The organism is Streptomyces sp. STR69 (assembly GCF_024519455.1).
In the GTDB taxonomy this organism is placed as follows: Bacteria; Actinomycetota; Actinomycetes; order Streptomycetales; family Streptomycetaceae; genus Streptomyces.
Genome location: NZ_JALJRY010000015.1, coordinates 14,554 through 27,873 on the forward strand (window position 1 = coordinate 14,554; position 13,320 = coordinate 27,873).

The 13,320-nt window shown below is 69.9% G+C and carries 10 protein-coding genes and 1 pseudogene; 1 reads left to right on the forward strand and 10 read right to left on the reverse strand.

What is annotated here, in order from left to right:
• Positions 1-24 precede the first annotated feature (24 nt).
• From OC490_RS26700 to OC490_RS26720, 4 genes are read right to left on the reverse strand one after another with little or no spacing between them, the layout of a single operon-like run.
• The gene (locus OC490_RS26700) at positions 25-339 is read right to left on the reverse strand and encodes an L-rhamnose mutarotase (RefSeq protein WP_262060552.1); all 315 of its coding nucleotides are present in this window, start codon (positions 337-339) and stop codon (positions 25-27) included.
• Entirely contained in the window at positions 327-2,681 is a 2,355-nt protein-coding gene (locus OC490_RS49605) for an ATP-binding cassette domain-containing protein (protein ID WP_410099008.1), read from the reverse strand. The genes OC490_RS26700 and OC490_RS49605 overlap by 13 nt, the downstream gene beginning before the upstream one ends.
• Positions 2,678-3,766, reverse strand: coding sequence for a mandelate racemase/muconate lactonizing enzyme family protein (locus tag OC490_RS26715; protein WP_262060553.1), 1,089 nt, complete (start codon positions 3,764-3,766; stop codon positions 2,678-2,680). Before OC490_RS26715 ends, OC490_RS49605 begins: the two co-directional genes overlap by 4 nt.
• A gap of 53 nt (positions 3,767-3,819) precedes the next feature.
• Complete coding sequence (locus OC490_RS26720) at positions 3,820-4,836, reverse strand: sugar ABC transporter substrate-binding protein (protein ID WP_262060554.1); 1,017 nt, start codon at positions 4,834-4,836, stop codon at positions 3,820-3,822.
• Positions 4,837-5,087: 251 nt separating this feature from the next.
• Here OC490_RS26720 and OC490_RS26725 point away from each other — a divergent pair, with 251 nt between their 5' ends.
• Positions 5,088-5,993: a helix-turn-helix domain-containing protein gene (locus OC490_RS26725; RefSeq protein ID WP_262060555.1), complete on the forward strand. Its 906-nt coding sequence runs from the start codon at positions 5,088-5,090 to the stop codon at positions 5,991-5,993.
• A gap of 27 nt (positions 5,994-6,020) precedes the next feature.
• Here the strand turns inward: OC490_RS26725 and OC490_RS26730 are convergent, their stop codons facing one another.
• The 6 genes and pseudogenes from OC490_RS26730 to OC490_RS26750 form a co-directional block, all read right to left on the reverse strand.
• Positions 6,021-6,836 (reverse strand): SAM-dependent methyltransferase, encoded by an 816-nt coding sequence (locus OC490_RS26730; RefSeq protein ID WP_262060556.1) that lies wholly within the window; start codon positions 6,834-6,836, stop codon positions 6,021-6,023.
• Positions 6,837-7,019: 183 nt separating this feature from the next.
• On the reverse strand, positions 7,020-8,489 hold the full coding sequence (locus tag OC490_RS26735) for an MFS transporter (RefSeq protein WP_262060557.1): 1,470 nt from the start codon (positions 8,487-8,489) through the stop codon (positions 7,020-7,022).
• Positions 8,490-8,909: 420 nt separating this feature from the next.
• The gene (locus tag OC490_RS26740; protein ID WP_262060558.1) at positions 8,910-10,016 is read right to left on the reverse strand and encodes a sugar ABC transporter substrate-binding protein; all 1,107 of its coding nucleotides are present in this window, start codon (positions 10,014-10,016) and stop codon (positions 8,910-8,912) included.
• A gap of 313 nt (positions 10,017-10,329) precedes the next feature.
• Positions 10,330-10,762 (reverse strand): annotated as a pseudogene (locus OC490_RS49610) (dehydrogenase); the annotation flags it as partial.
• Positions 10,763-10,803: 41 nt separating this feature from the next.
• A complete protein-coding gene (locus OC490_RS26745) occupies positions 10,804-11,010 on the reverse strand; it encodes a hypothetical protein (protein WP_262060559.1) in 207 nt (68 codons plus the stop codon).
• 251 nt (positions 11,011-11,261) lie between these two features.
• Positions 11,262-13,043 carry a protein kinase domain-containing protein gene (locus OC490_RS26750; protein WP_262060560.1) on the reverse strand — a complete coding sequence of 594 codons (1,782 nt, stop codon included), beginning with the start codon at positions 13,041-13,043 and terminating at the stop codon, positions 11,262-11,264.
• Between the last annotated feature and the right edge of the window lie 277 nt (positions 13,044-13,320).

The following is a 13,320-nucleotide window of genomic DNA, read 5'->3' on the forward strand; positions in this document are numbered from 1 at the left end:
AGCCGGAGTTGGGACCCGCCCCCGTCACTCCATGAGGAACACCTGTTCCGCCGTGGCCCACCATTCACCGGGCGCCGCCTCCGGTACGGGCACCTGGCAGGGGGCGGTGAGTTGCCACCACCGCTGTGTGGCCTCGTCGTTCGCCATCGCGGCCAGGTCCGCCGCGAGATCGTCGCCGTGGTACTCGAAGTAGCTGAACAGGCGGTCGCCCAGCAGATGGATCGAGTAGTCGGAGATGTGGCTGCGCCGGATCCGGTCGAGCACCGGCTGCGGTACCCGGCGGTGCAACTCCCGGTATTCGTCGAGCAGTTCCGGATGTACGGCGATCACCTGGGCCACGCGCCTCGTGAGCACACCGCGTCGCGGTCATGGATCAGCCGGATCACCCGGCCGCTCACCCGGTCGTAGTCACGGTCGTTGTCGATCTCGCCGCGGACCCGGTGGTCCGTCATGACGACGATGCGGTCGGCAAGGGTGACCATCTCCGCGAGGTCGCTGCTGATGAGGAGGATGGGCAGGCCGCCGGCGGCCAGGTCCCAGATCAGTTCGTGGAAGGCCCGCTTGGTGCGCACGTCGACGCCCACGGTCGGTTCGTCGATGACGAGCAACTTGGTATCCGCGGCGAGCCACTTGGCGAGGCTGACCTTCTGCTGGTTCCCGCCCGAGAGTTCACCGGCGTTCTGCTGGAGTCCCGAGATCCGGATGCCGAGCCGGTCGACGAGATCCTGAGCGGTGTCGCGCTCCTCGCGGGCCGACACGAACCCGAGGGCCCGGGCGAGCCGCTTCCACACCGTCACCGTGATGTTGCGGACGACGGGCTGCTCCAGGAAGACGCCCTCCTCCTTGCGGTTCTCGGTGACGTATCCGATGCCGAACTCGTGCAGGGCCTGGCGGGGTGAGGTGATGCGGGCAGGCGCGCCGTGCACCCGGACCTCGCCGCCGGTGATGCGGTCCAGACCGAGCACCGACTTCACCAACTCGCTGCGCCCGGCGCCGACCAGGCCGTACAGGCCGACGATCTCCCCGGGCCGGACCTCAAGGCTGATGTCACGGTGTCCGCCGGCCGTGGACACCGCTTCCAGTACGAGAGTCGGGGCGGCGGAGCGGTCTACCGTGCGCGGGCGCAGCTCCGTCGCCGTGTGGGCGCGGCCCACCATGAGGCCGACGATGTCGTCGTGGGTGTGGTCGGCCAGGGGCGCGGACTCCAGTACCGACTTCCCGTCGCGCAGCACGGTGACCGTGTCGCAGACCGCGAAGACCTCTTCCAGCTTGTGGCTGACGAACACCACACAGGCACCCCGCCCGGCCAGTCGCCGGATCACCTCGAAGAGGCGCTCCGCCTCCTGCGGTGAGAGGGAAGCGGTGGGTTCGTCCAGCAGCAGCACCCGGCTCTGGGTGTGGAGCGCCTTTGCTGTCTCCACCAACTGCTGCTGGGCGACGGACAGTTCACGTACCAGTTGTCGCGGATCGAGCTCGACGCCCAGCTCCGCGAGACACGCCAGGGCGGGTGCGGTCATGGCCTCGCGGTCGATCAGCCCGCGGTGGGAGGGAGGGTTCTGCAGGGTGATGTTCTCCGCCACCGAGAAGCCCGGGATGAGATTGCGCTCCTGGTGGACGACACCGATACCGGTACGGGTCGCCTCCAACGGCGAGCGGAGCTGGACCTGTTGGCCGCACCAGGTGAGCGTGCCGCCGTCGGGGGAGTGCACCCCGGTCAGGACCTTGAGGAGGGTGGACTTTCCGGCGCCGTTCTCACCGAGCAGCGCGGTGCCCAGCAGTGTGCCCAGCACCGACACCACCCCGCCGGTGAGCAGGGTGCCGCCGAGGACCGCGCCGAGGAAGGAGGGCAGCATGAAGTCGTCGCCGATGGAGGCGCGGAACGTGCCCGTGCCGGCCGCCGCCATGAATCCGGCGAGCGCGGCGAGCAGCCCGGAGAGCGTGTGCGCGAGCAGGATCCGGCGCCCGGTGGGGATGCCGGACAGCTCGGCGGCGGCCGGGTTCGCGCCGGTGAGCAGCAGTTCGCGGCCGATGCGCGTACTGCCGTAGAGGAAACCGAGGCCGAGCATGGCGAGGACGGTGCACTGGGCGATCTGCGGTACGGCGGGGGAGCCGCAGATCGGGCCCGCGCAGATGTCGGCGAGGGAGTAGGAGCGCAGGGCGTCGATGCCGGACGGGTGGGTGGTGAAGGCGGCGTCGTCGGTGAGCGCCGAGTAGAGCAGGGAGACCAGGCCCAGCAGGGCGAAGTCCATGGCCAGGGTGACGACGAAGGAGCTGACTCCGGTACGGGCGATGAGCCAGCCGGTGACCGCGCCGGCGGCGGCACCGGCGGCCAGGCCAGGCACAGGAAGGCCCACCTGCATCGGGACGCCGAGACGGTCGTAGCCGAGGCCCGCGAACATCGCGCCGAAGGCCGCCATGCGGCCGACCGCGAGGTTCATGTGGCCCACCGACAGGGCGACCATCTGGGCTAGCGCGACCACGGTCAGGGTGGCGACGTCCCGCAGGAGCGGGAAGAGCACCAGCCGCTGGTCCAGGAACGCCGGGCGCAGGGCGCCGAACAGGACGCTGAGCGCGATCACCAGGAGCAGCAGGCCGAGCCGCTGGTTGACCCAGAACGGCAGTCGTCGCGGTGCCGTTCTCTCCTCCGTGACGGTGTCCGGCGGGCCGACGGCGGTCGTCACGCCACCCTCCGGTCGTCCAGCGCGTCCGGGTCCCAGTCGATACCGATGCCCGGTACGTCCGGGGCCACCGCCATGCCGTCACGGATGGTCAGCCCGGTCCGGGTTACCGCCCTCAACTGCGGTATGTACTCGACGTATTGGCCGTTGGGCACCGCGGCGGCGAGGCTGACGTGCAACTCCATCAGGAAGTGCGGGCAGACCATGACGTTGTGGCTCTCCGCCAGGTGCGCGACCTTCAGCCACGGGGTGATACCACCGATCCGGGCGGCGTCGACCTGTACGACGGAGGCGGCGCCGGACTCCAGATAGGAGCGGAACTGCATCAGCGAGTACATGGACTCCCCGACCGCGACCGGGATGCGGGTCGCCGCCGCGAGTCGGGTGTGCCCGCTGATGTCGTCCGCGGGCAGCGGCTCCTCCAGCCAGTACGGGTCGTACGGCTCCAGCGCCGCCGCGAGCCGCAGCACCGAGGACGCCGTCTGCGACTGGTTGGCGTCGGTCATGATGTGCAGCGCGGGGCCGACCGCCTCGCGTACGGCACGCAGCCGTTCCGCGTCCTCGTCGGGATGCGGGCGGCCCACCTTGATCTTGACGCCCGCCCAGCCCGACTCCTGGGCGCGCAGGGCGCCTTTGACCAGTTCCTCGGTGCTCAGATGGAGCCAGCCGCCCTCGGTGTCGTAGACCGGAACCTCCTGGCGGTGGCCGCCGGCCAGTCGCCACAGGGGTTCGCCCGTCCGCCTGGAGCGCAGGTCCCACAGGGCGGTGTCGACGGCGGCGAGGGCGAGCGAGGTGATGGCTCCGGTGGTGGTGGCCCGGGTCAGCGCGAACAGCCGCTGCCACAGCGCCTCGATGTTGCGGGAGTCCTGTCCGACGAGGGCGGGCAGCAGGTGGTCGCGCAGCAGCGCCAGTACGGAGGTGCCGCCGGTGCCGATGGTGTAGGAGTAGCCGGTTCCCGTGCCGCCGTCCCACGTCCGCACGTCGACCAGGATCGTCTCCTGTTTGACGAACGACTGCACGGCGTCGGTGCGGTCCTGCTCGACGGCGATGTCGACCAGCCTGGCGGTCGCGGTCGTGATGATGCTCATCCGGCGGTTCCGATTTCTGTCGTGGGTTCGGCGGGGGAGTGGGAGGGGGCCGGTCAGCCGCAGGTGAGGATCTGGTCGGCGAACTGGTGCTTCAGCTGTGCCGTCTTCGCCTGCCGCGCGGTGTCGTAGGCCGAGACGTTCGCCTTGTCGACGACGAACGAACCGGAGTCCACCCGTACGCCGGGATCGCGCACGGTGCACTGTCTCGTCTGCAGGAGTGCCAGGGCCCAGGTCCCGATCTCGGCCTGGCCGGCCGGGTTCTGCACCACGGTCGCCGTGACCGTGCCCTGTCTGATGCCGCTCAGGATCTTGGCGTCGTCGTCGATGGCGATGACCTTCGCCTTCGAACCGGACGTCCTGATCACGTCGGCGGCGGCGACGGCGGGGTTGTAGGCGGTGGCGACGATGCCCGTGATGGTCTGCAGGAGCCTCACCTTGCCGCCCGTCTCCCGCGCGGCCCGGGCGACGCCCTTGATCCTCAACTGGGTATTGGCGTCGACGTTGTTGCCGGTCAGATGGACCAGGACGCCGTGGCCGCCCATGGCCCCGATCGCGGCCTTCGCGGCTTTGTAGGCGGCGAGTTGGACGTCTGTGGAGAGACGGAAGTCGGCCGCGTCCTTGTCGCCGGCGGGGCAGGAACCGAGCGAAGCCACCGGGAAGCCCTGCGACTTGAGGTCCGCGAAGGTCGAGTTGATGTCGGTGGGGGAGACGCCGAAGACCCCGAACGCGTTGTAGCCGCGCGCCGCCAGCGTGGACAGCAGGTTGTTCTGCTTCTGCTGGTCCCACTCCGCCGTCTCGTCGAAGGCGACGGCTCCGAGGCCGTAGGTCTTCTTCGCGGCGGCGCCCGTGGTCTTCCAGGGCTGGAAGTAGGGGTGGGCGCCGCCCGGCACGGGGGCGACCTTGGCCCGGGAGCCGTCCACGAGGTCGGTGCCGCCGCCCGTCCGCGCGGCCGACGAGGCCTGACTCCCGGACTGGACACCCGAGTTGCGGTAGGTGCAGGCCGTTGCCCCGGCGGTGAGCAGCGAGACGGCGACAACTCCGGGCAGGACGGCTCTGGTTGGGAAGCGCATGCCCTACCCCGCCAAATCAAATAGGAAATCGATGCGGCGATCGTGGGACAGGAACCCGCGTGAGTCAAGGCCTGCGGCAACGGCGAGCGATAATGAGGGCACCCCTGATCCTCGAAACGCCTGCTGATCCAAAAAATCGTATAGGAAAGAGAATCCATGGGCGCAGGGAGTGAACAGCCAACAGCCCATAAGATGACGGGCCGTAGCGTTCGTCCCCACACAACGTCGCGTTCACCGCAGGGAGATCGACCATGGGTTCCGACGAGGTCTTAACCACACCGCCCGACAGCGCGCTCCTGGACGGCCGGTCGGCCGGCCCCACGGTGCCGCGTCTGGTCCTGGGCGCACGGCTGCGCGAACTGCGGGAAGCGCGGCACATCTCCCGCACCGACGCGGGCGAGGTCATCCGCGCCTCCCGGTCCAAGATCAGCCGAATGGAGGCAGGCCGGCACGGATTCAAACTGCGTGACGTGGCCGACCTGCTCACGCTCTACGGCGTCCGTGACGAGGGCGAGCGTGCCACCCTGCTGGCCCTCGCCGAAGAGGCCAACACCCCTGCCTGGTGGCAGTACTTCAACGATGTGGTGCCCACCTGGACGCAGGCCTACCTCGGGGCCGAACAGGCGGCGAGCCTCATCCGCTGCTTCGAGGTCCAGCGTGTTCCCCAGTTGCTGCAGACCCCGGACTACGCGCGCGCCTCTCTCCGGCTCGCCCACGCGGACGCCCGCGGGGAGGAGCTCGACCGGCGGGTCATGCTGCGGATGACCCGTCAGCGGATCCTGCGCCGACGGCCCGCGGCGCAGCTGTGGGCCGTGATCGACGAGGCGGCGCTGCGCCGCCCGGTCGGCGGCATCCGCACCATGCGCGCCCAGCTCAGGCATCTCATCGAGATCTGCCGGCTCCCCCAAGTCACCGTCCAGATCATGCCGTTCCTCGCCGGCGGCCATGCCGCGGAGGCCGGTCCCGTGACCATCCTGCGGCTGCCCGGCGGCCGACTGCCCGACATGGTCTACCTCGAACAGCGCGTCACCGCCCTCTATCCCGACCGGCCGAACGAGATCGAGTGCTACTGGGACGTCATGAACCGCCTGGTGGTCGAGGCGGAATCGCCGGAGGAGACTCCGACGATCCTGCATCGCATTCTTCAGGAGACCTGAGCCAGGACGGGGCCGAACCGGGCGGGGTCAGCGCTTGAGGCCGACTCCGCCGTACTGGTGCACCTCCGCGGGAAGGCCCCAGGCGCTGTCGTCGGGACGCCAGCGCGAGCACGACGCCACGCCCGGTTCGAGCAGTTCCAGACCCTCGAAGAAGCCTGCGATCAGCTCGGGGCTGCGCAGGATGTACGGGATCGAACCACCCTCGTTGTACTGCCGGATGGCGTCGACGTAGGCCTCACTCGTGTCGGTGCTGTCGTACTGCACGAGATAGCTGCCGGCGGGCAGGGCCGCGACCAGTCGCCGTACGATCGAACGGGCCTCGTCGAAGTCCTCGATATGGCCCAGGATGCCCATCAGCATGAGCGCGACGGGTTGGTCGAAGTCCAGCGTCTTGGCCGCCTCCCGCACGATGGTGTCCGGGTCGCGCAGGTCGGCGTCGACGTAGTTGGTGACGCCTTCCGGGGTGCTGGTGAGCAGGGCGCGGGCGTGTGCCAGCACCAACGGGTCGTTGTCGACGTAGACGATGCGGCTCTCGGGGGCCACCCGCTGGGCGATCTCATGGGTGTTGTCCACGTTGGGCAGCCCGGTGCCGATGTCCAGGAACTGCCGGATGCCCTCCTCGGCGGCCAGATGACGAACGGCGCGGGCCAGGAAGTAGCGGGCGGCGCGGGCCCCGGTCTCGATACCGGGGAAGATCTCGCGGAAGGCGTCACCGGCGACGCGGTCCACTTCGTAGTTGTCCTTGCCCCCTAACCAGTAGTTCCAGATCCGGGCCGACTGCGGCACCGTCGTGTCGAACTTGGAGAGCGCTTCCTGCTCGGAGCTCGCTGTCTCGTCCGTCATGGTCACTCCTGTGTGTACGTGGTGAGAGCCACGGTGCGTACGTGGTGAGAGCCACGAAACCGTCGAATGCCGGTCGTGGAGGCCCACGTTATTCCCCCACGCCTCGACTCATGCGCCTCGCCGGTCCCAACCACCCTTGTTCGGCCGACCGTTGGCTTGTTTGCCACCCCGGGTGGACGGGAGTCAGCGTTCTGCCGCGTGCCGGGTGAGGAATCCGATGAGAGCGGCCGTGGCGGCGAGGACGGCCACGCTGGTGAGGGCGGTGGGGAGGGAGTACCAGTCCGCCATGAAACCGATGGCGGGCGGTCCCAGCAGCATGCCGCCGTAGCCGAGGGTGGAGGCGATGGCGACTCCGTCGGGGCCGGCGAGGGTGCCGGCGCGTTCGACGGCGACGGGGAAGAGGTTGGCGAGGCCGAGTCCGGTGATGACGAAGCCGAGGACGGCCGCCCACAGGGTGGGTGCGAGCGCGCCGAGCAGCATGCCGGCGGCGGCGGTCGTGCCGCCGGACACGAGGGTGCGGGTCCGGCCGAGGCGTTCGAGCAGCCGGGTGCCGCTGAGCCGGCCTGCGGTCATGGCGAGCGCGAAGCAGGAGTAGCCGATGGCGGCGGCGCCGGCCGTGGCGTCGAGGTCCTGCTGCAGATGCAGGGCGCTCCAGTCGGCGAGGGCGCCTTCGCCGAAGGCCGTGCAGAGGGCGATCAGGCCGAAGGTGACGACGAGACCGCGGGTGCGGGCGTCGAGGCGGCGGGGTGCGGGGTGGCGGGCTTGCGGCGCGTGCTGGGGTGAGCCGGTCGGTGGGCCCGACGGTGCGGTCGTTGGTGAACGGCGGGTCGGACCTGACGATGCGTCAACTGGCGAGTGCAGCTGAGGGCCTGACGGTGTGTCGCTTGACGAGTGGGACGAGTGGGGTGACGGGTTCGGTGGTGTGTCGGTCGGCGAGTGGGGCGGTGGGTCCGTCCGTGGGCCGACCGGTGAACTGGTCGGTGGGTTCGCGGGTGGGGTCGTCGGCGAGCGCGGCAGCGGGGCCGACAGCGTGCCGGTCGGTGAGGCCTTCGACGGGCGGGGCGGTGAGTCCTCGTGCGGCGCCGGAGGCCGCAGGCGGAGCAGGGGGCGGCCGATCAGGGCGGTGACCAGGAGGCCGAGCACCGTGAGGCCGAACAGGTGCTGCGTGGGCGTCAGGGTTCCGGCGACGAGCCCGCCGAGGCCGGCGCCGACCATGCCGCCGAGGCTGAACGCGGCGTGGAAGCTGGGCATGATGGGCCGCCGCATGGCCCGCACCAGCTCGACCGCCGCGCTGTTGAACGCGACGTTGATCCCTCCGTAGGCGGCGCCGAAGATCAGCAGGACGAGGCCGAGTGTGAGCGCGGAGTGGGTGAGCGGGGGGAGGGAGACGCTGAGGGACAGCAACACGGCGCAGGCGACGGTGACTTGGTGGTTGCCGTAGCGGTGGCAGAGGCGGCCGGTGAGCATCATGGTGATGACGGCGCCGGCAGAGACGCCGAGGAGGGCCAGACCGAGGGTGCCGGCGGAGGCGCCGGTCTGCTCCTTGATGGCGGGGATGCGGACGACCCAGCCGACGAAGATGAAGCCGTCGAGGGCGAAGAAGGCGGTGAGGACGGCTCGTAGCCGGGTGAGGTCGGTGGTGGTGCCCGGCACGGCGTTGTGCGTTCGGGGTTTGTTTATTTGCGGCACAAAATCAGGCTAGATGTGTCCCGGTGCGGGGACAAGGGCGCCGACGGGTGGGCTGCCCAGCGTCGTTCGGGGTCACACCCGGTTCCTGCGTCACCCGTTGTGTTCGGCGGTGGATGTCGGGGGCCGGCGACAGGTCGGCCCGACGTGGTGCGCGCGGGCGAGGCCGGGGGCTTCTGCCGCGTTGGGTTCCGGTCCGGTAGCGAGTCCGTTCTGGTGACTGTCGTAGGACGCAGCCCGACACGTGGCGCCGTGGATTCTGAATGGTTGCGTGCGGCTTCTCGGCCTTGTCGCTCCGAAGACCGCGGAGAGACCGCCTGAGGGAACCGCGGAACTCGTCCGCCGTTCCCTTGTCGGCTGTCCCTGGCGGCGGCCGGCCGGTGGCCGCTACTCCAGTCCGAGACTGGCGCACTGCGCCGCGTACTTCGAGGTGCAGATGTCCTTGACGGAGTAGACGCCGTCCGCGATCACCGTGTCCTTGATGTTGGCCTTCGTGAGGGAGACGACCGGTACCAGCATCGCGGGGATCTTCTTCTTGGTGGGGCTGTCGACCGTGTCGCGGGTCAGCGCGTCGAACTGGATGTCGCGGCCCTGGACCTTGTACACCGCGATCTCCGCGGCGCGGGTGGCTTCTTCCGCAAAGGGTTTGTACGCGGTCATGTACTGCTCGCCCGTGATGATCCGCTGCACCGCGTCCAGGTTCGCGTCCTGGCCGGTCACCGGTGGGATCTTGGTGGCACCCGCCTCCTTGAGTGCCTCGATGACGGCACCCGCCAGGCCGTCGTTGGCCGCGTAGACGGCGGCGATGTTGTCGAGGCCGAGGGTCTTGATCGCGTTCTTCATGTTCGCCTTCGCGACCGCCGGCGACCACTTCGCCGTGTCGTACTCCTTGGCTGTCCGGACCCTGTCCTTCAGTTCGCCGAGGGCACCCTCCTTGAACTTCGCGTAGTTCGTGTCCGCGGGGTCGCCGTTCATCATGACGATCCTGCTGGATGCCGCCTTGCTGCCGAGCGCGTCGATGATGGCGCGGGCCTGGATCTCGCCGACGAGTTCGTTGTCGTGCGAGACGTACGCGTCGATCGGGCCCTGTGCGAGCCGGTCGTAGGCGATGACGGGGATGCCGGCGTCCTTCGCCTTCCGGACGTCCGGCGCGATGGCCTTGGCGTCCAGCGCGTCCACCAGGATGACGTCGACTTTCTGGTCCACCATCTGCTGGAACTGCCGGCTCTGTTGGTCCTGGCTCGCCTCGGCGTTGGCGTAGACGACCTTGCCCTTGCCGTGGGTGAGGGCGGCGACCTCCTTCTTGATGACGGGGTGGTCGAAGTTCTCGAAGCGTGCGGTGTCCTTGTCGGGCAGGAGCAGTCCCACCGTGATGTCGTCGCCCTTCACGGGAGATGCGGAGCTGCCGCTTCCGCCGACTCCGTCGATGACGCCGCACGCGGCCAGTGCCAGCGCTGACGCGGAGGCGGTCAGGGCTGTCGCGAGATGGCGCACGGGGATTCCACAACAGGCGGGAGCGCTCACGTCAGGCGCCTTTCGAGTGTGAGGGGAGTGGGGTGACTTGCGGTGGTCGTTGATGTCCGGTGAGGAGTGGCTGCCAGGCAGGGGGTGCGGCTCTTGCACCTGCGGAGGCAGAAAGGCCTCGGTACGGCCTCCGCGACGGGGAGGCGCTTCTTCGCCTGTGCGATGCCTGTCTCCTGTCGTTACCGTCGCACTTCCTTGATGTGGACGGGGTGGTGATCGCGGAGAGAGGTTGTGGCGGCTTCGGTGACCCGGTTTGCTTCGACCGGGGCCGTGAGGGTGTGAGGGAAGGACGATCGCTGTGGACGACCTCGGTGAAGGCGGCGGGTTCGGCGCGAAAAGCGGCCGTGAAGCAGGCGTGGGGGACACCCGAGGGGAAGGTCGTGTCGGGCTCGACGGGGCGGAGAGGCAGCTGGTTCTTGAGTCCGGCGGCGTCGCTGTCGCGGGAGCCGTGGAGTTCCGGACGGACGTCGTGACCGCGTGGACCTCGATCACGTTGCGGCCGGTCACCCGGCGCACGGCGACGAAGCCGTGGACGCCGAACTCGCGGACGACGCCGCCGGAGACGGCTGCGTAGTCGCTTGGCGGCGGGGCCGGGTCGCCGGTGGCGGAGCGATGGTGTGCAGCCGGCCGAGGGCACCGCCGTGCAGGGCTTCGCGGGCGGCGATGAACCCGACGTCGAAGCGGCGCGGCCAACTGATCTGGACGGGGACGCCACGGTTGTGTGAGGGGCATGAGGACTTCGGCGGCCGCCGGCCATTCACCCGGCGGTCACCGCTTGCAGGTCGGTGACCGCTGTCTCGCTGGTCCATGTCGGAGCGAGCCTGGCCAGGGCTGTTGGGAACTCGCCGAGATCCTCCACCAGGTCAACGGCGACCCGAGCCGGCCGGACCGGTTCGTCCTGGAACTCACCGAACACCCCGGCGTGGCCCACCACGATGCCCTCGACGCGTGGTCGCCCTGGCACCACAGCGCCACCCTGCTGCTGCCCGGCCCCTGCCACGGCCGCGACGGCATCGCATTCGTCCCCGGCACGCCGTATCAGGGGGAGGGAGGGGGCGGCCGGTCAGGTGCCGCGGCGGGAACCTGGGCGTCGGCCGTCGGCGGGACGGCAGCCGACAGCAGCGCGGGCGGCCGTCAGCGCGTGGCCGGAGGAAGCAGCCTCCTGCTCCGTTCGACGTGTTGCACGCCGCGGTGGTCGCGCGTGAGTCAGGTGCGTCACTCGGTGCTGCGCAGGGCGAGCCAGGTCTCGCGGCCCACGATGCCGTCGGCGTCCAGCAGTTTGGCGCTCTGGAAGCTCCGCACCGCGGACTCGGTTCCGGCACCGAAGTCGCCGTCCACGCCTGTGCTCCCGACGTCGTATCCGCGCTTCGTCAGCATGCACTGCACCTGCAGCACACGCTTGCCGCTGTCTCCCAGGCGAGTGCGGCCGTTGCCGTGGTAGTACGTGCAGTCCGAGATCCAGGCCGGGGTCGCGGGCTCGGTGGTGGGCGGGCTGCTCGGCGACGAGGAGGGATTCGCGTCGGCCGAGGCGCTGGGATCGGCATCGGGAGCGGAGGGAGTGCCGTGCACCGCCGGTGCGGCGGAGCCGGAGTCCTCGGGGGGCGTGGCCGCGCCCTCGGGGTTCGCGGCGCCGTCGACGTTCTTGCCGGAGGCATCCCTCGCGTCGGAGGCCCCGGGCTTCGGCGAGAAGGCGGTGCCGCCGGGCACGGTGCGGCCGGTCGTCGTGGCGGACCCCGGGGAGGAGGCGCCGGGTGGGGCGTCGTGGTGACTGAGCACGAAGACCCCTGCGGCCACCGCGCAGACGGCGATGCCCACGGCGACGGCCCGTACCGACTTCTTCCGTGCCCAGGTGCGGACCTCGCTCTTCTGAGGGCGTGCCGATGGTGTGCCGGAGGCGGCGTCGGCGGCCATCACCGGTGGTTCGACAGCGGGCGGACCGGGTCGGCCGCCGTGACCGGCCGGCGCCGACGGCATCGCCATCGGCCGTTCGTCCGGAGACAGTAATCGGGCTCGCGATGCGACAGAGAGGCGGTACAGCACGTCGTACGCCCGCTGCCGGGCCAGCAGTTGGCCGGCCAGCGGCTCGGGCCACACGGTCGTTTCGGTGCGTGCCTCGGCCGCATGGATCAAGTCCTGCCCTGTGGGCCGTCGTTCGGGCTCCTTGGCCAGGCAGGCGGTCAGCAGCGAGCCGAGCGCCGCGTCCGCCGCCGAGATCTCGGCGATCAGCTCGGCGTCCGGCTCCTCGAACGCGACCCGGTGCATCACGTCGACCCCCGTACCGTCGCCGAACGGGGCACGCCCCACCGCCGCGTACACCAGCGTCCCGGCGAGTGAGAACACGTCCGACGCCGGGTTGGATCTGCCGGTCCGCAAGTGTTCCGGCGACATGTAGGCCGGGGATCCCACCCGGACACCCGTGCCGGTGATCGTGCTGGCGTCAATGGCCTTCGAAATGCCGAAGTCGATCACGTGCGCGCCCCCGACGGACAACAGCACGTTGGACGGCTTCAGATCCCGGTGCACGATCCCCGTGGCGGCGAGGTCGGCCAGTGCCTGCCCCAACTCCGCCACCAGACGCCAGACCGCGGCCGTCTCCAGGGCGCCGTGCTCACGCACGGCACGCGCCAGATCGAGCCCCGGGAGGTACTCGGTGGCCATCCACAGCAACTTGTCCTGGAAGCCCGTGCCGCACAGTCTCGGTGTGTGCGACGTGCTGACTCGTTCGTGCACCGACGCTTCGCGCTCGAACCGGCGCCGGAAGCCGGGATCGTCCGCGTACTCCGGCCTGATTACCTTCACCGCGGCCAGACCGGAACCGCCGTCCGCGGGACGTGCGAGGTAGACCCGCCCCATACCGCCGCTGCCGAGCAGGGCCAGCGGCGCATAGGGACCGATGCGATCCGGGTCGCCGAGACCCAGGGGTGCGGCACCGGTCTGCCGCAGTGCGGCGGCCTCGTTCGTCGCCAGGTCCGGTGGCAGCGGCCGCTGTTCTGACACGGATCCCCCGAAGTGATGTGCGCCGTACGTCAGTTCGGCCCCAAGGATTGACGAGGCTATCCGAGCCGTGGCGTCCGTTCAGGGTTTCCCTCACTTCCGTTCCTCCGGAGGGCTGCTCGGCGCGAGATCTGGCGGAGTCTTTGTGTTTGCGGGTTGTTGATCCCTCCATAGGCGGCGCCGAAGATCAGCAGGGCGAGGTCCTGCGACGAGACTTCTAACAAAATTATCATCGAAATTGTTAACAATCCTCGACCCTCGGCCGACAGTCTGGGACGCG

Excerpts from the sequence above, each read along its gene's own strand:
- OC490_RS26715 (WP_262060553.1), bottom strand. The coding sequence starts at position 3,766 with ATGAGCATCATCACGACCGCGACCGCCAGGCTGGTCGACATCGCCGTC.
- OC490_RS26720 (WP_262060554.1), bottom strand. The coding sequence starts at position 4,836 with ATGCGCTTCCCAACCAGAGCCGTCCTGCCCGGAGTTGTCGCCGTCTCG.
- OC490_RS26725 (WP_262060555.1), top strand. The coding sequence starts at position 5,088 with ATGGGTTCCGACGAGGTCTTAACCACACCGCCCGACAGCGCGCTCCTG.
- OC490_RS26730 (WP_262060556.1), bottom strand. The coding sequence starts at position 6,836 with ATGACGGACGAGACAGCGAGCTCCGAGCAGGAAGCGCTCTCCAAGTTC.